The 16,702-nt window shown below is 74.4% G+C and carries 9 protein-coding genes; 5 read left to right on the top strand and 4 right to left on the bottom strand.

The features are described from left to right. Positions 1-99: 99 nt before the first annotated feature. The 5 genes from QQM72_RS03820 to QQM72_RS03800 all read left to right on the top strand — a co-directional run bounded on the left by QQM72_RS03820 (position 100) and on the right by QQM72_RS03800 (position 7,766). On the top strand, positions 100-3,120 hold the full coding sequence (locus tag QQM72_RS03820) for a helix-turn-helix transcriptional regulator (RefSeq protein WP_314219337.1): 3,021 nt from the start codon (positions 100-102) through the stop codon (positions 3,118-3,120). A 270-nt stretch (positions 3,121-3,390) separates the two neighbouring features. Next, a complete protein-coding gene (locus QQM72_RS03815; protein ID WP_020125862.1) occupies positions 3,391-3,594 on the top strand; it encodes a cold-shock protein in 204 nt (67 codons plus the stop codon). A gap of 191 nt (positions 3,595-3,785) precedes the next feature. Further along, positions 3,786-5,201 carry a DEAD/DEAH box helicase gene (locus tag QQM72_RS03810; protein ID WP_314219336.1) on the top strand — a complete coding sequence of 472 codons (1,416 nt, stop codon included), beginning with the start codon at positions 3,786-3,788 and terminating at the stop codon, positions 5,199-5,201. A 401-nt stretch (positions 5,202-5,602) separates the two neighbouring features. Beyond that, positions 5,603-6,043 carry an OsmC family protein gene (locus tag QQM72_RS03805; RefSeq protein WP_314219335.1) on the top strand — a complete coding sequence of 147 codons (441 nt, stop codon included), beginning with the start codon at positions 5,603-5,605 and terminating at the stop codon, positions 6,041-6,043. A 322-nt stretch (positions 6,044-6,365) separates the two neighbouring features. Next, positions 6,366-7,766, top strand: coding sequence for a cytochrome P450 (locus QQM72_RS03800; protein ID WP_314219334.1), 1,401 nt, complete (start codon positions 6,366-6,368; stop codon positions 7,764-7,766). Positions 7,767-7,791: 25 nt separating this feature from the next. On the opposite strand, the gene QQM72_RS03795 is transcribed toward QQM72_RS03800, so the two are convergent. From QQM72_RS03795 to QQM72_RS03780, 4 genes are all read right to left on the bottom strand, one after another. Then, the gene (locus QQM72_RS03795) at positions 7,792-10,260 is read right to left on the bottom strand and encodes a CBM35 domain-containing protein (protein WP_314219333.1); all 2,469 of its coding nucleotides are present in this window, start codon (positions 10,258-10,260) and stop codon (positions 7,792-7,794) included. A gap of 210 nt (positions 10,261-10,470) precedes the next feature. Then, positions 10,471-11,028 (bottom strand): DinB family protein, encoded by a 558-nt coding sequence (locus QQM72_RS03790; protein WP_314219332.1) that lies wholly within the window; start codon positions 11,026-11,028, stop codon positions 10,471-10,473. Between the two features lie 87 nt (positions 11,029-11,115). Next, positions 11,116-12,891 carry a hypothetical protein gene (locus QQM72_RS03785; RefSeq protein WP_314219331.1) on the bottom strand — a complete coding sequence of 592 codons (1,776 nt, stop codon included), beginning with the start codon at positions 12,889-12,891 and terminating at the stop codon, positions 11,116-11,118. Beyond that, complete coding sequence (locus tag QQM72_RS03780; protein ID WP_314219330.1) at positions 12,888-16,700, bottom strand: vWA domain-containing protein; 3,813 nt, start codon at positions 16,698-16,700, stop codon at positions 12,888-12,890. Before QQM72_RS03780 ends, QQM72_RS03785 begins: the two co-directional genes overlap by 4 nt. Positions 16,701-16,702: the final 2 nt, after the last annotated feature.

Here is a 16,702-nt window from a genome sequence, read left to right as displayed (position 1 = left end):
GTGTTGACGGCCCGACCGCGGGGCCGCCGCAGACGCGTCACACGGTCGGGTCCGGTGCCACCCGCCTCGCACATGACGTCGAAGAGAACCCGGTGGACCATGACTGCTCCCTCCGAAAGCCCCTGGCTGGTCCACGGGGGCACGGCCGCGAGCCTCGACCGCTCGACCGGCTGCCCGGTCGGCCGCGAGCGGGAGTCGGACGAGGTCCAAGGCCGTCTCGGGGATCCGGCCGGACCTCGCCTGGTGCTCGTGCGGGGCGAACGGGGAGCCGGGCGCAGCGCGTTCCTGCGCGCGCTCGCCGAACGGCTGCGCGCGGAAGGCACGCCCGTGCTCGCGGTGGGCTGCGTTCCCGGCGACGACGCCCGGCCGCTGCTGCTCGCGCTGCGGCTGGTGATGGCGCTGGAGGAGCACCTTTCCGGCACGTCACACCGGCGCGCGGCGAAGCCGGTCACCGAGGCGCTGTACGCGGCCGAGCGGCGCGACGGGACCGCGATGGCCGCACTGCTGCGCGCCGCTCTGGAGCGGTCCACGCCCGTGGTGGTGGAGTTGGACGACCTCCACCTCGCCGACGCGGATTCGCTGGCCGTGCTCCGCGGGACCGACTTCGCGCGCGTGCCGTCCGCGGTCCGGCTGCTGGCCTCCGCGGTGGGGCGCGGTGAGCGGAGCGCCCGATGCCGGAACGGGCACCGGGCGGCACCCGACGACCGCGGCGCCGCGGACGACCAGGGCCGGACGCCACCGCACCAGGGTGCGGCCGGCCCCCTGGAACAGCAGGCGGACGTGCCGTGGGCGCACACGGTCGTGCTGTCCCGTCTCGGGCCGGACGAGACGACGGCGGCGGTGGCACGGCGGTTGCGGGCGACACCCGACAGTGGTCTGTCCCGGCGGGTGAGGGAGTTGACGCACGGGGTTCCCGGCGCCATCGACGCCCTGCTCACCGGGTGGACGCGGGAAGGGGCGATCCGGGTCGCCGACGGTCACGCCTTCATCGGGGTGCGGACACCGACGCCGGTGCTGCCGGACGGCGACCGGTTCGTCGCAGCGCTCGACGCGCTGAGTGAGCCGTGCCGCGTGGTGGCCGGGGCACTGAGCATCCTGTGGCCGCTGGGCCGGCGGGCCGCGGAGCTGATCGCCGTGGCGACCGGACTGTCCGCCGAGACGGTCGGCGACGCGATCCGTGAACTGATCGACGCGGAGATCGTCGACGTCGGGCCCGGGGCCGACGGCGCCGCGGCAGACGGATGGACGTTCGCCGTCGCGCTGACGGCACACGCCGTCCGCGAGCGGCTTGGGCCGCTGGAACGCAGTCGGCTGTCCGCCACGGCGGTGGAGGCGGTGTGGGCGGAGCGGGACGCGGCGGGCGCCGCGTACGAGGCGGGGCCACCGGCGGTGGCGCTGTCCGACGAGCCGGACGCGGTGGCCTACCTGGCGGACCGGGTCGCCGAAGCCGGGCACCTGGTCGACCGCGACCGTGCGGTACGGGAGTTGACGACCGCCGCGAAGCGGCTGCACCCCGACTCCGAGGGCAGGGGAGTGCTCCGGTGGTGCAGGGCGGTCGGCAACCTCGTCGAGCGGCCCGAGGACCGCGTCCCGGCCCTTCAGAGGTACGCCAAGGCCGCCTACCAGGCGGGGGACTACCGGACCGCGCGGACCATCGCCGAGTCGATCCTGCGCAACAGGGTGGACGTGCTGGGCCCCCATGCGCTGCAGGACACCGCGAACCTCCTCACGGCGGCGACCGCCAACGACTCGGACTGGCGGGCGCTGTCCCGGCTGGCCACGGCGCAGTGGTGGGACGAACTGCGGCTGCCGGGCCTGGTTTCGGTGACCGGACGGGCGCTGGCCCTGTGCGGGCTGGCGCGATGGCAGGAGGCGCTGGACCTGCTGGCCCGGACGGAAGAGGTGTGGGCCACCGACGTCCGCGGCCGGGTGAAGCCCGGCTACTTCCGGGCCGTGGCGGAGATGGTGCTGGGCCGGCCGGAGCGGTTCCGGCGCGCGCTGGCTCTCCCCGAGGCCCCGAACCTCGGTGCCGAGCACGTGTACGCGCTGGCCACCACGATGTTCGACGAACTGCTCAGCGGCCGGGACCTCAACGCGGCGGAAGACCTGCTGGCCGCACAGGGCCTGACCCCCGACCGGCTGTACCCGAGCAGCGTGTTCCTCCGGCGCCACCTCCAGGGCCGCTGGGACGAGGCGCTGGAGCCGGCCCGCTGGATGCTGGCGAACAACAGGATCCACACGCCCGCGGCGGACGGCTGTCTGATTCCCGCCCGCACCGCGGAGATTCTCCTGGCCCGGGGCCGCACCACCAGCGCCCGCCGCCTCCTCGACAGCGTGCGCGACCGGGGCGAGGGCCGTCCGGAGTACTCGCTGGACGCTGTCGAGGCCGAGGTGCAGCGGGCCCTCGGCGATCCGAACGGCGCCGAGAAGACACTGCGGCGCGGCCTGGACGCGGCGGACGCCCACGGACATGTCGCGGGCGTCGACGAACTGTGGGCCGCCCTCGCCGAGGTGTACGCGGAGACGGGACACACCGGCGAGGCGCTGACCTGTCTGGAACGCCTGGAGCGGATCTCCGACCGGACGGGCAGCGGACGGACGAGGCTGAGATTCCTGCTCGCGTCGGCCCGCGTGCCGGGGCAGGACTCTCCCGGCACCGCCCGGGACGGCCTGCGGGAGGCGGTGGATCTGGCACGCTCGCGCAGCCAGCCGTTCGAGACGGCCGTCACCCTCGTCGCCGCGGCCGATGCCGGCGCGGGGCCGCCCACGCTGCTGCACGAGGCGTACGAACTGTTCGGGCTGACCGGTTCCGCGCTGGCCCGCTTCCGCACCAGGGCCGCCATGCGGGAGGCCGGCGTCACCGTCCCGGGACGCGCCCGGGCCACCGCCGAGAACGAGCGCCTGCTCGCGACCCTGATCGCCGAAGGGCTCACCAACCGCCAGATCGCCGCGGTGCTGCGGCTCAGTGAGGACGCGGTGGCCAACCGGCTGTCCCGGCTGTTCGCCCGCACCGGACTGCGCTCCCGCACCGAGGTGGTGACGGCCGTGCTCACCGGCCGGTCCGACCGCCGGCTCGCGCCCGAGCCCTGGTCGAGTTCGCCTGCGGCGCACCTTGTGTAATCTGAAAATTAACCTTTCGCGTGTATTTGACTTCGTACAGGCTTGCGCGCCCGATCCGGTGCCGCGTGGGCGAAAGGTAGTGCGGTTGTATGTACCGTGCTAGGCTTCAAGCTAGTTGCAGTTGTGGTTCCCGAAACTTCAAGTGCCTCGGCGACTGTCTGTCGCCGGGCATTTTTGTATCTCCGGTGCTTATCCGGACGGGGTTCATTGTGGCAACGCATGGGTCCACACGGTGTGGACCTCTGGGCACTGCCCCGAAGGAGATGTGACATGGCTACTGGCACCGTCAAGTGGTTCAACTCGGAAAAGGGATTCGGTTTCATCGAGCAGGACGGCGGCGGCCCCGACGTTTTCGCTCACTACTCGAACATCGCCACCCAGGGCTTCCGTGAGCTTCAGGAAGGCCAGAAGGTGAACTTCGACGTCACGCAGGGCCAGAAGGGCCCGCAGGCGGAGAACATCACGCCTGCCTGACGCGAAAGCGTATGAGGCAGCTGGGGCCCGCACCACGTGGTGCGGGCCCCAGCTTGCTGCTTTTAGGGGATTCCGCAGATTCACCTGGAATTCTTTCAGTCTCATTTTCGGCTCGTGCTTGCAATTCATCCGGCTCATTGCCTCACCCGCCGGGAATTCCTCGATGCGTGCCCCTCGAGGAAGGTTCTCCGTTGAACCGTTCAGCTCGCACGAATGACCGCTCCGAGTTCGCGCTCCCGGTCACCGTCACCCCCGCACTTCCCGCCGCCGCGACCTTCGGCGAACTGGACATGCCCGCCGAGTTGCTGGAGCTGCTCGCCGGGCACGGCCTGACCGAGCCGTTCCCGATCCAGGCCGCCACGCTGCCGAACTCGCTCGCGGGCCGGGACGTCCTGGGGCGAGGCCGCACCGGCTCGGGCAAAACGCTCGCCTTCGGTCTGGCCCTCCTGGTGCGCACGGCCGGCCGACGTGCCGAGCCGCGGAAGCCGCTGGCCCTGGTCCTCGTCCCCACTCGCGAGCTGGCCCAGCAGGTCAGCGACGCGCTCACCCCGTACGCCCGGCTGCTGAAGCTGCGGCTGGCCACCGTGGTCGGCGGCATGTCGATCGGCAGGCAGGCCGGCGCGCTGCGGGCCGGGGCCGAGGTGGTCGTCGCCACGCCGGGCCGCCTCACGGATCTCGTCGAACGCAAGGACTGCCGCCTGGACCGGGTGGACATCACCGTCCTCGACGAGGCCGACCAGATGGCCGACATGGGCTTCATGCCGCAGGTCACCGAGCTGCTCGACCAGGTACGCCCCGACGGCCAGCGCATGCTGTTCTCGGCCACGCTCGACAGCAACATCGACCTCCTGGTCCGTCGCTACCTCCACGACCCGGTGGTCCACTCGGTCGACCCGTCGGCGGGCGCGGTCACCACGATGGAGCACCACGTCCTCCAGGTGCACGGCGCCGACAAGTACGCCACCGCCACCGAGATCGCCGCCCGCGAAGGGCGCGTGCTCATGTTCCTGGACACCAAGCACGCCGTCGACCAGTTCACCCGGCACCTGCTGGGCAGTGGTGTCAGGGCCGCCGCACTGCACGGCGGCAAGTCGCAGCCCCAGCGCAACCACACCCTGGCCCAGTTCAAGGACGGCCGTGTCACGGTGCTGGTGGCGACCAACGTGGCGGCCCGCGGCATCCACATCGACAACCTCGACCTCGTCGTCAACGTCGACCCGCCCGCCGACCACAAGGACTACCTGCACCGCGGCGGCCGTACGGCACGGGCCGGCGAGTCCGGCAGCGTCGTCACGCTGGTCACACACAGCCAGCGCCGGGACATGGCCCGACTGCTGTCCGACGCGGGCATCAGGGCGCAGATCACACCGATCCGCTCCGGCGAGGCCGAGCTGAGCCGCATCACCGGCGCCCAGGCGCCCTCCGGCGTCCCCATCGGCGGCAACGGGCCGGCCGCCGCGGAGCGTCCGGCGCGCGGCGGCGCACCCTTCCGCGGTATGGGCACCCGCCCGGGGCGGCCCGGCCGCGGTGGCGAGTCCCGCAAGGCCGCCGATGCCCGCCGGGCCGCCGAGGCCCGCGCGGCCGCCCGGGTACGCCGGGGCGCCTAGGTAGGGCGCTTCTTTTGGATCAGCCCGGGTCCGCGGCGCCCGGCACGGCATCTCGCGGCGTGGTCGCCCGACCCGCGTACACCCGGTACGCGGATCATGCTCCGCCTTGCGATGCACCGCACCGGACACCGCGGCCTGATCCGACCCGATCCAAAAGAAACGCCCCAGCCGACACCGGGCCGGGGCCGGGCCGTCGCCCCCTCGGGCCCGCCCTGCCGTTTCCGCGTCGTCGTCCACCTGTGCGAGCGGCCTACCGCCGACGCCGTGCCGCCCGGCCACCTGCACCATGCAGTGGCAGCGCTCGTGGAACGTCCCCCTTGCCGCCCGGCGGGGCGAGCCGGTGGCCGGGACGGGGTTCTGCCCGTGTGGCGTGCCGGTGGCGCGGCACTAGTGTCATCGGCATGAGCGAAGACTCCCAGCGCCTCGTCACCATCGAGCGGACCGGCGCCGGCCGGTTCACCGCGACGAACGTCCGCGGTGGCACGATCGGCTTCGGTACCCGCTCCGATGCCGACGGCGGCACCGACTTCACCCCGGTCGAACTCCTGCTCGCGGCGATCGGCGGCTGCACCGCCGCCGACGTCGACGCGGCCACCGGCCGGCACGTCGAGCCCGCCGAGTTCACCGTCACCGTGACCGGCGAGAAGGTCGGCGACGAGTTCGGCAACCGGATGACCGACCTCGCGGTCACCTTCACCGTCAGCTTTCCCGAAGGCGCCTCCGGCGACCGGGCCCGCGCGATCCTGCCCCGGGCGGTCGCGGTCTCCCACGACCGGCAGTGCACCGTCAGCCGCACCGTCGAGATCGGCACTCCCGTCACCGCGACCGTCACGGACGCCTGACCGCTTCGCGACACCGCCGACCCGTTCCCTGCGGGCCGGTGACAAGCGTGCCGTCGCCCGCTGTGTTCTTGTGAGCACTTCCCGAGCACCCGCGTTCCACGGCCCTGCCGTCCGGCTGTGAGGACGAGCCGTAGCGGAGGAAGGTCGTGGCGCGGCGCGGTACTTGCGGGGTGGCGCCGCACTCGGGGCGGCGGTCCCGGGATCGCGCGGGTCGCGCTGCCCCCGTCGTTCACCTGGGGCGGGTCCTGGGATAGGGTCCGACCGGTTCCGGCTACCGAATGACGACGCGCCGGTACGGGGAGTGCCGGAGGGCGGCGGAGCGATGGAATCGCAGGTGGGTGACGGCGGATCCGTGGACCTGGACGGCGCGCGGCTGGAGACGATGACTCCGCAGCCGCTGCTGACCCGGGACTACGAGACGCGCCCCTCGCTCGTGTACGAGCGGCTCAGGCAGCAGCACGGCCCGGTCGCGCCGGTCGACCTGCTGGGAGTGCCCGCCTGGCTGGTCCTGGGCTACCGCGAGTCGCTCGAGGTGCTCCAGGACGACGCCGCGTGGCCCAAGGGACTGGAGAAGTGGCGGGCCCGCTCGGAGGGCAGGGTGCCGGCCGACTGGCCGCTCGGACCTTCCCTCGAGGTCAACCATGTGCTGATCCAGGGCGGCCCCGGCTACCGGCCGCTGCGCACGGCGTGGGACGCGGCCCTCAAGCCGTTCCAGGACCCGCGCCATCCGCAGGCCAAGCGGCTGAAGACGGCCGTCGGCGCCTACGCCGACGAACTGATCAGCCTGGTGGGGCAGGCCGGCGGCACGGGCTGGGCGGACCTGTCCGCCCAGTTCTCCCGGCCGCTGCCGCTGATGGTGGCCAGCCGGCTGCTCGGCTTCCCCGGTTCGCAGGGCGACGACGCGCTGATGGACATGTGGCGGGTACTGGACGCGGGTCCGGACGCGGAACCCGCCCTGGAGCGGCTGCTGGCGGCGCTCGCCGAACTGGCGGCGGGCAAGCTGGAGAAGCCGGGGGAGGACTTCCCCTCGTACCTGCTGGCCGCGCATCCCGACCTCTCGCTCGACCAGCTCGCCCGCGAGTTGTTCATGCTGCTGGGCATGACCTCCGACCATGTCGGCATCCTCATCTCCAACACCGTGGTCGAGGTCGTCTCGGGCGAGGGCGGCGTGCGGGCCAGCCTGTCCGCCGGGATGGTCAGGGAGAGCATGAACCGGGTGGTGATGCGCAAGCCGCCGCTGGTGAACTTCGTGCCGCGCTTCGCGGCCGCGGACACCCGGCTCGGGAACTACACGATCCGGGCCGGCGACCCGGTGTGGGTCTCCTCCGCGGCGGCGCACGCCGACCCGCTCTTCGCCGACCACGTGGAGTCGGGCACCACGGTCAGCACCCGGGCGCACCTGGCCTGGGGCGCCGGCCCTCGCCAGTGCCCGGCGCGTGAGCTCGCGTCGACGGTCGCGGCGGTCGGCGTGGCCCGGCTGTTCGAGCGGTTCACCCATCTGGACCTCGCCCTCCCCGCCGATCAACTCCCCTGGCGTTCCTCGCCCTTCATGCGCGGCCTGCGCTCGCTGCCCGTGCGCTACGAACTGGCCACGATGCCGGAGCCGCCGTCCTCGCAGGCCCCGGCCGAGGAACCGGCCGGGATCGGACTGCCCGATCCGGCCGTCCGGCAGCGCTCGTCGCTGTGGCGCTATCTCACGGGCCTGATCGGCGTGGGCCGCTGACCCCGCGGCAGCGGCGCGCGTCGGCCTACGACCGGCTGACCACCCGGCCCAGTTCGATGCGGCCGATGCGCGGGGCCCGGCCCGTCGCGTTGCGGAAGGTCACGCTCTCGGCGCCCTTGCGCAGGTCGACGGGGAGACCCAGGGTCCAGTAGTCCTCCCGGCTCCAGGTGTTCTTGAAGGTGAGCCTTCGTGGTGCTCCGGCGCCGACGGTGACATCCGCCGTACGGGACAGGATGTCGGTGTTGTAGGCGTGGCCGTTGTCGCGGCGGTCGTCGTGCGCGTAGTGGACGACCAGCATGTAGCGGCCGGATTCGGGTGCGTGCACCGTGAACTCGGCAGTGCTGGAAGGGCTGTTGCCGAGCTCGTCGATGCAGGAGCCGCCGAAGGCGTGGGCGGAGTCGACGAGCTTCGCCCCTCCGGTGAGGGTGGCGCAGGCGGCGGCGTAGGAGAGGGTGCCGTCGGTGGAGCCCGCCCCCGAGACGTCGAGGGACCGGACGGCCGCGTGCCGCGCGGTCAGTGCGACGCGGTTGTTGCCCGCCACCAGGTAGAGCCGCAGGGGCCGGTCCGGCGCCGCCGTCACCCGCTCGCCGTGCAACGTGAGGCGCACCGCCGCCGAGGCCCGCGGCACGACCGTGCAGTAGCCGTCGCGAGGGGCGTAGACGTCGAAGACGGCCCGGTCGCCCTCCCGCAGGACCAGGGCGCCCGTGCCCACTCCGGCCGACGAGGAGTAGTCGTACGACGGGCTGCCGTCGATGTCGGCGAGGGTCGCCTCGTACGACGCCGACGGCGCGCCGGCGCGCGCGGTGAGGTCGAGGCGGTCGAGGGTGACCTCGGCGTCGCCCTTGGCGAGGGTCAGCACATGGGTGCCGGCCGACAGCTCGACACCGAGGTCCTTCCTGGCGCGGTAGGCCCGGTTCTGCGTGGAGGGGTAGGTCACCGTGACCGGGTCCGCGCCGTCGACGAGCAGCCTCTGGGTGGCGGGGGCGCCGGACTGGTTGCCGTAGAGGATCGCCAGGTCGTACCGCCCGTCCGCCGGGACCGTCACCGTGAAGTCGACCCTGCTGGATGCGCTGTCGAGGGAGCCGACGTCCTTCGTGCCGGAGGCCGCGTAGCCGCCTGGGTCGGCGACCGTCCCCAGGGTCCGCACCCGGCCGCCGGTGATCGCCGCGTCCTCGGCCTCGTACGACGCCGACCAGGGCACGGCCGGGGCGGACGGGGTGCCGGCGCCGCCCGGGGTGAGGACGATGCGGTACGCGGACATCCGGTGCCCGCCGCGCAGCGGCACCGTCACCGAACCGTCGGCCGCCACCTCGAGCGCGGTGCGGGCGAGGACCCGCGGAGCGGCGTGCTGTCCCTCGTAGCCCGACCAGGCGGCCTCGGCGACGGTCGCGACGACCGCGCGGCCGAAGACGGCCCGGTGGACGCCGCGCACCACGACGTCCACGTCGCCGTCGGAGCCGCCGAGCAGCACCTGGGCCTGACGGCGCGAGGTGTCGAGCGAGGCGAGGCCCTGGAGGGTGTCGACGGTGTGCGGCCGCGGCGGGGTGACCCGCACGGTGTCGCCGGTCAGCCCGGCGTACCAGCGGAAGAACCACCAGCCACCGTTGGGGATGTTCGTGCGCACCACGTTGCCGTCCAGGTTGCCGGCGGCGTCCCAGTAGGCCTGGTTGGCGTACACCTTGTTCCGCTCGAACATCGACACCCACTGCACGAGCTGTCCCGGCACGGACAGATCACGGCGGTTGGCGTACTCGTCGATGCTGATCCTCAGCGGTGCGATGCCCAACCGGCGCTCGATCGCCCGGTAGTCGTCGTGGTGACCTTGGAAGTCCCGCAGCGAGTCCGGGCCCAACTCGTGCCAGGTGACCACCTGGGGCAGCACGTTCTCCCGCTGGGCGAAGGCGAGGAAGTCGGTCATCAGGCGGGTGTGGTAGCCGGTCTCATTGGGCCCGGCGATCCTCGCGCCGGGGGCGAGGGCGCGGATGCGCCGGTACACCGTCGTCCAGTCCTGGAAGAACCGGTCGCGGTTGGCCTCGTACCGCGCGCGGTCGGGGACGCCGAGGTCGTACCAGATGCGGTCGGGCTCGTTGAAGGGGATGTGGACGAAGCGGTCGCCGTGCGGGTGCGCCGACACCTCCTCGACGATCTTGTCGACCTTGGTGAGGTAGTCGTCGATGCCCAGGTTCTCGTAGGGCCACTCGGCGTAGACGTCCTGCATCATCACGTTGATCTCGCCGCCGCCGTTGCGGAAGAACGACCCGGAGACGGAGAGCGCGTCCCCGTTGGGGTGCTGGGCGCCGCCCTCCGGCTTCTGCGTGATGCTGGTGATCTTCAGCGGTGCGAGCACGGCGTCGCCGGGCACGCCGTCGTCGCCGAGCCCGTACAGCGCGCCGTTGGCGCCGAGCAGCACCGGACCTTCGGAGTCGGCGAGGTCGACGGTGAGGCGCTGCGCGGCGGTCTCTGACGGGCGTGATATGTGACCGGTCACATCCATGGGGGGATTGTGACCGGCCCTACGGAGACCGTCAAGGGAACGAGAACCGCGACGAGCCACTGACCGGGCGTGAGCACCGCCTGACCGACCTGACCTCACAGACGTACGACCGGGACGGCGGCGAACTGACCGACGCCGGGCTGTTCGTGGCCCTGGCGGCCTGGCATACGCATGTCCTCGAGGTCGGGTGACGGTCCTCCGCGAGGGGCCTCAGCCCATGCTCTTCGCGCCGTCCAGGGACTCGCGGATGATGTCCGCGTGCCCCGCGTGCTGGGCGGTCTCCGCGACGATGTGCAGCAGCACGCGGCGGGCCGACCACCGCGCGTTCCCCTCGAACCAGGGGGCCGCCGGCAGCGCGTGGTCAGCGTCCAGATCGGGCAGGGACGCGATCAGTTCGTCGGTGCGGTGAGCCACCGCGTCGTAGTCCTTCAGTACCCCCGCCAGCGTCTCCCCGGGCAGCATCCGGAACTCGTCGGCACGCCTGGCGAAGTCCTCCTCGGTCATCTTGGTGAAGTCGGGCATCGCCGACGCGCCCTCCAGGATGAACGCCGCCCAGCCCCGCTCGACCGAGGCGACGTGCTTGATCAGGCCGCCCAGACACAGCTCGCCCGCGGTGGTCCGCTGCCCGGCCTGCTCGTCGGTGAGGTCGCGGGTGGTGAAGCGCAGGAAGTGCCGCTGCTTGGCGAGCGCCTCCAGCAGGTCGGCGCGCTCGCGGCTGACGGCCGGTGCCGAGGCGCTCTCGTCGAGGGGGGTGGGCTGCTGGTTCATGGACGCCTTCTTCCGTGAGTCCTCTTCCGTGTGCGAGCACCACGTTAGGAGGGAAAGAGGTCAGATCCTGTCCTAATGGTGCCGGGTTCACCGTGATGTCTCCACGAACGCCGCACGGGACTCCGCCCCCATCTCCGCACCCACCTGCGCATCCGCTCCCCAGGCCGCCGCGCACAGCGCCCGCTCGACCTCGCCGGTGTAGACGGCCGCGGCCAGCCAGGCGCGGGCGAAGCGGCCCGTGTCCGCCGGGAGCAGCCGGCCGAAGGCGTCGCGGGAGCGGTCCGCCGCCGCGGACCGGAGTTCACCGAGCAGCTCGCCCGCGGTGGCGAGACCGACGCGGCGCAGCCGTCCGCCGTCCCCCGCCCCGCTGTCCGGGAAGCCCAGCACCCGGCGGCCCCCCGACACGGCCTGGTGCACCCGGCGGCGCAGAACGTGCAAGGGCGCCTCGTCCACCGGGGGAGCGGGGGCGGGCGGGGCCGTCGTCGCCGTGGGCAGGTCCGCGTGCTGGAGACGGTCCAGGCCCAGATCCACCCGCTCGCCGGGGCGGGCCGGGTGCTCGGCGGCGAGCAGCAGGGCGCGCGGGAGCGGCCCCGGGGCGAGACGCGCGACGACCCGCAGCCGGCTGCCCCGGGCGGCGGCAAGGAGGCGGAGGTTGTCGCGGTAGGGGAGCGCGGGATCGTCGTGGGCGACGGCGAGCCGGACCGTGCGGCCTTCGCAGTCGGCCAGCAGACGGTCCCCCGTCGCCTCCCGGACCGTGCCCGCCAGGGTGACGTCGAGGAAGAGCAGGCCGTGGCCGCCGGCCAGGGCGCGTGCGACCTGCTCGGCGACCGGCACCGCCCACAGCCGGTCGAGCGGCTCGGCGCTCCAGGCCGTACCCGACGCGCGCACCGCCCGCACCCCGGCCCCGGCGCCGAGCCGGCCCGTCGGGGAGACGGTGGCGCCGGACACCGCGAGGCCCGCGCGCGACAGTTCACGGTGGGTCAGGGCGGTGTCGCCGATCCTGACGGTCCGGTCGGCGGCGCCGGTCGCCCGGCCGGGGCCGCCCGGAGCCACGTCGGAGACCGTGTAGAGGCGGCCCTCGGCGTCGGCGGTCCAGGTCACGGCGCCCGCGTAGCCGGTGGTCGTCAGGACGGGCTCCGAGAAGAGCCCGTACAGCCGCAGCGAGCCGTCCGGGGTGTACGGCTGACGTACGCTGCCACGCAGCTCGGCCAGGTCCCGCCCGGTCGCGAACGGCAGGCGGTGCGCCATGCCGAGAACGGTGCGCAGCGCGTCGGCGAGGTCGGGCAGCCGGTGCGCGGGGTCGGCGGAACGGGCCGCGCGTACCCCGTTCACCACGGAGACCGCGGCGGCGGCGACCCGCGGGAGACCCGCGAGCCGCGCGGTGTGCGCGGCGCGCAGCAGCTCCGCCTGGAGCACCGCGCCGCAGCCGTCCGCACCGGCTTCGAGCACGGCGGCCGCCGCGTCGTACACGGTCCGCGCGGCGGCGAGTTGGGCCGGGGCGGCCGTCTCTTCGTCGGGCGGCTGCGATGCCTCTTCGGCTGTCGGCGCTGCGGGTGTGCTGTCGGGAGTGTCCTCGGCCACCGGCGCGGCCGAGGCCGCCGCCGCGCGGTGCAGACAGTCGGGGGCGAGCAGGCAGCCGCAGCGGATCGCGTCCGCGCTGGTCACCGCGCCCTCGGGCGCGTGGAGTTCGAGGTCGGTGTCGTCGTCGACGGCGATCCGCACGGTGTCGCCGTCGCGGACGACCGGACGCGCCGTCAGCTTGGCGATGCCCGCGTCCAGTCGCTTGCGCAGCCGGGGAGAGAGCGCCTCGACGAGTTCGGCGGTGACGGACGGCGCGACCGGCGGCAACAGGTCCTGGCTCATGCGATCTTCTCCCCTACCCAGCGGGCGAGTTCGAGCGGACTGAGAGCGGCGACGGGCATGCCCGCGGCGACGAGCTGCCCCGCGACGCCCGTGGAGTAGCGCGGCCGGCCGGTGTCGTCGAGGCTCGCGCAGCCCAGCACGTGGCAGCCCGCGCCGACCAGCGCACGCACCTCGGCGAGCAGCCCGCCGAGCGGATAGCCCTCCTCGAAGTCGCTGACGACGACGACCAGCGTCCGCGACGGCACGGTGACCAGCTCACGGGCGTGCCGCAGCCCCGCCGCGATGTGCGTGCCGCCGCCCACACTGACCTCAAGCAACAGCGACAGCGGGTCCTCGACATGGCCGGTGAGGTCCATGACCTCCGTGGAGAAGGCCAGGAAGTGCGTGGACAGCGTCGGCACCCCGGCCAGCACCGATGCCGTCAGCGCCGCCCACACCGTGGACGCCTCCATGGACCCCGACACGTCCGTGACCAGGATCAGCCGCCAGTCGGCGGCCCGCCGCGCCCGGGTACGGAACACCGGGCGCTCCGGGATGACCCGGACCGTGCCGTCCGGGCCGCGCCGCGCGGTCGCCAGATTGGCACGCAGCGTGCGCGGCAGGTCGAGGCCGCCGCCCGGACGCCGGCTGGGGCGCGGCAGTGCCGTGCCGTGCAGCGCGGGGCGCAGCCGGGTGGCCAACTGCCGGGTCAGCGCTTCGACCAGCCGCCGTACCAGCGGGCGCAGCGCCGCCAGCCGGGCCTCGGGCAGCCCGCCCGCGTGCCGCAGCACGGTGCGCAGCAGATCCACGGAGGGGCGCACGCTGTCCGCGTCCAGCTCCGTGAGCACGTCCCTGCGGCCCGACGCGGCGGCCGCCGCCAGCACCTCCTCCCGGATGCCGGGCCCGAACAGCGCGGCCAGCTCCTGCGACCACTCCCGCACCCCTGGATACGGCGCGTCCCGGCCACCGCCGGTACCCGGGCCCGTCAGGTCCCCGCGGCTGCCCTCGCCGCGCCCGCTGCCGTACAGCTCGTCCAGAGCCGTCGCCAACGCGCGTGCGGAAGAAGGGAGCTGGTCACTGCGACGGCCCAGGAGGAGCCGCCACCGGTCGGCGGGGGCGAGCCGACGGTCGAGACCGTCCTCCCCGGGGGATCCGGCCTTGTCGGTCGCGGTCGCGGTCGCGCTCGCGGTCGTTACGCTCACCGTCTTTTCGGTGGCCGCCTGTTCGTCGCCGCCCGGGGCGGGCAGCAGCCCCAGCGACCGCAGGGCGGCGCGGGCCGAGAGGTCCGCCCCGGCCCAGGCGGCGAGGGCGGCCGGGTCCAGCCCGTCGGTGTCGGCGACGCGCCCGGTGCCGAGGCGTTCCTCGACGGCCGAGAGGAGACGGTCGCGGGCCGCGGGGCTCAGGGTCTCGAAGCCGCCCCGCAGCGCGGGCAGCCGGTCGAGGAAGTCCCGGTCGGGCAACTCCGACACCCGGCCCAGCAGCGGCTCCAGCGCGGGCGCCGCCGCTTCCAGCAGCGGACCGGCGGCGGCCAGCAGCCCGCTCAGCCGGGCCGTCAGCGCCGACCGCGAGTCGGCGTCGACGGCGCCGTCCACCCAGGACGCGACCCGGTCGCCGAAGGTCCGGGCGCTCTCCTGCCCGAGCAGCACCCGGACCGCTCCGGCGGCACCGCGCATCAGCGGGGACCCGTCGGCGGCCAGCCGGGCGAGGGCGTCGGTGAGCCGGATGCCGCCCAACAGATCTGCACGGTGCGCGAGTTCGAGCAGGGCGTGGGCGTCGGCCGGGTCCTCGGAACCGGCCAGTCCGTCCACCTGCCGCACCGCCGCCGCGGTGAGCAGCTCGGCCACCGCGGCCGCCCGCGCCGTACGCTCCCCGTCGGCGCCGAGCCCCGCCACATGACCGGAGCGCAGCCGGTCCGACAGGGCAAGCCCGGCCAGGAGCTCGGGCAGCGTACCGGCCAGGGGCAGCACCTCGGCGACGTCTTCGAGCCGCTCGTCCGCCAGCGTCGGCAGGCCGCATTCCGCGGCTTCCGCGAGCCCCTGGAGCACCTGTGCGGCCGTCGACCCGCCCGCGTCCCGCTCCGCGCGCCGACGTTCCCGCAGCACACCCTCGGCGGCCTGCGCCGCGGTGACCCCGCGCACGCCGGCCGCGGTCAGCATGGCAGCCGTCGCCGGCGTCCAGCGCACCTCCCAGCGCGAGGTGAGGGCCTCGGCCCCGCCCGCGCCGACCACCTCCCTCGCCTCTCCGTACGGCACACCGCACACCGTCAGCCGGCGCAGCAGCAGCTCACGGCGCCGGTCGAGGTCCGACCGCAGCGGGTCGAGCCGCAGATCCCGCGCCGGACCGGAGGCGTTCTCCGGTCCGGGCAGGCCCAGCCCCGCCACCTCGGCCTCGACCGCCGGGACGAGGCCGCTGCGCGGCGCGCCGGGCGCCGGCCGGCCGGTGCGGGTGCCGACCAGCACCCGCTCCATCGCCCGCGCCACGGCCCGCCCACGTCCGTACGGCTCACCCTGCGCGAGGACCGTCTGCACCGCCTCGACCAACTCGCCCCTGCCCGCCGCCGGCAGCCCGCGCAGCCGGGCCAGATCCGAGGCCAGCCGGGTGATCTCGCGCGCGTCGGCCGGCCCGGACGGATGCCCGAGGTCCCGCAACGCGGCACACACCCGCACGGCCGCCCCCGTCAGCGCCTCCTCCAACGCCTGCGGATCGCCCGCCGCCCGCAGCACCATGTCCTGCCACTCCGGGTCCCGGATACCGGCCGGATAACCGGACCGCTCGTCCAGCAGGGCATAGGCATACGGAATCAGCGAGGTGATCCACCCCGCCCGACTCCCCACGGCCCCTTCCTTCGGCTCGCCGGCCCCCGGGACGGCCTCTGCGCCCTGTTTGCCGCCGGCCGGTACGGCGTCTGCGCCGCGCCTGCCGATGGCCGGGGCGATGGCACCGGCCTGCCCGCCGCCGGCCGGGGCGGCGCCGTGGTCCTGCCGGCCGTCGGCCGGGACGGTGTCACCGGCTCGTCCGCCGAGGGCCGACCCGGTCAGCGCCGGTGCGTGGAAGGCGCCTACGAGCACGGCGGCCCGCTCGCCCCGCGAGGTGGCCTCGGTGATCCGGGACCGCATCCACCGCTCGCGCCGCAGGTCCAGTTCGGGCACCCCGCCGGAGGCGGTCGCGTCCTCGCGCAGCGCCCACCCCGTCAGCAGGGCCGCCCGGCGCAGCGCCTCGGGCGGTGAACCCGGGGCGGTGGCCTCGACGAGCCGGTCCCACAGGTCGTCGCCGGGACGGCCCGTGAGCCGGGCCCGCAGCGCGCCGGCGAGTCCGGGTGCCTCGGCCCGCGCGGTGCCGTCGCGCCCCTCGCCCCACGCCCGGTCCGCCAGGGGCAGGTCGCAGGCGAGCACCGGGACGCGGTGCCGGGCGGCCCAGCGCACGGCGGCCAGCTCGGGCGAGAAGTCGGCGAACGGATAGAACGCCGGGCCCCCGCCGCTCCCGCCGTCACCGGGCGCGGCGGCGAGCGCGACCGGGGCCCGGGTCTCCTCGTGCCCGAGCCAGGGCAGCCACTCCTGCATCTCGGCCGGCAGCTCGACCAGCAGCACGTCGGGCTTCGCCTCGTCCAGCAGTGCGGGCACGGCGGCGGCCAGCGAGGGCGCGTGGTGCCGCACCCCGATGAGGTAGGGCCCTTCCGGGTCGGTGAGGGCGGCGAGAGCCTCGTCCGGGGAGTCCGGGGAGTCCGGGGAGTCCGGGGAGTCCGGGGAGTCCGGGGAGTCCGGGGAGTCCGGGGAGTCCGGGGAAGCCTGTGCGCCGGGGGAGTCCGGCGCGGTGGTGGGGTGCGGGGACACGG

The organism is Streptomyces zaehneri (genome assembly GCF_032248645.1).
GTDB lineage: Bacteria > Actinomycetota > Actinomycetes > Streptomycetales > Streptomycetaceae > Streptomyces > Streptomyces coriariae.
This window is presented reverse-complemented; position numbering and strand designations above follow the sequence as displayed.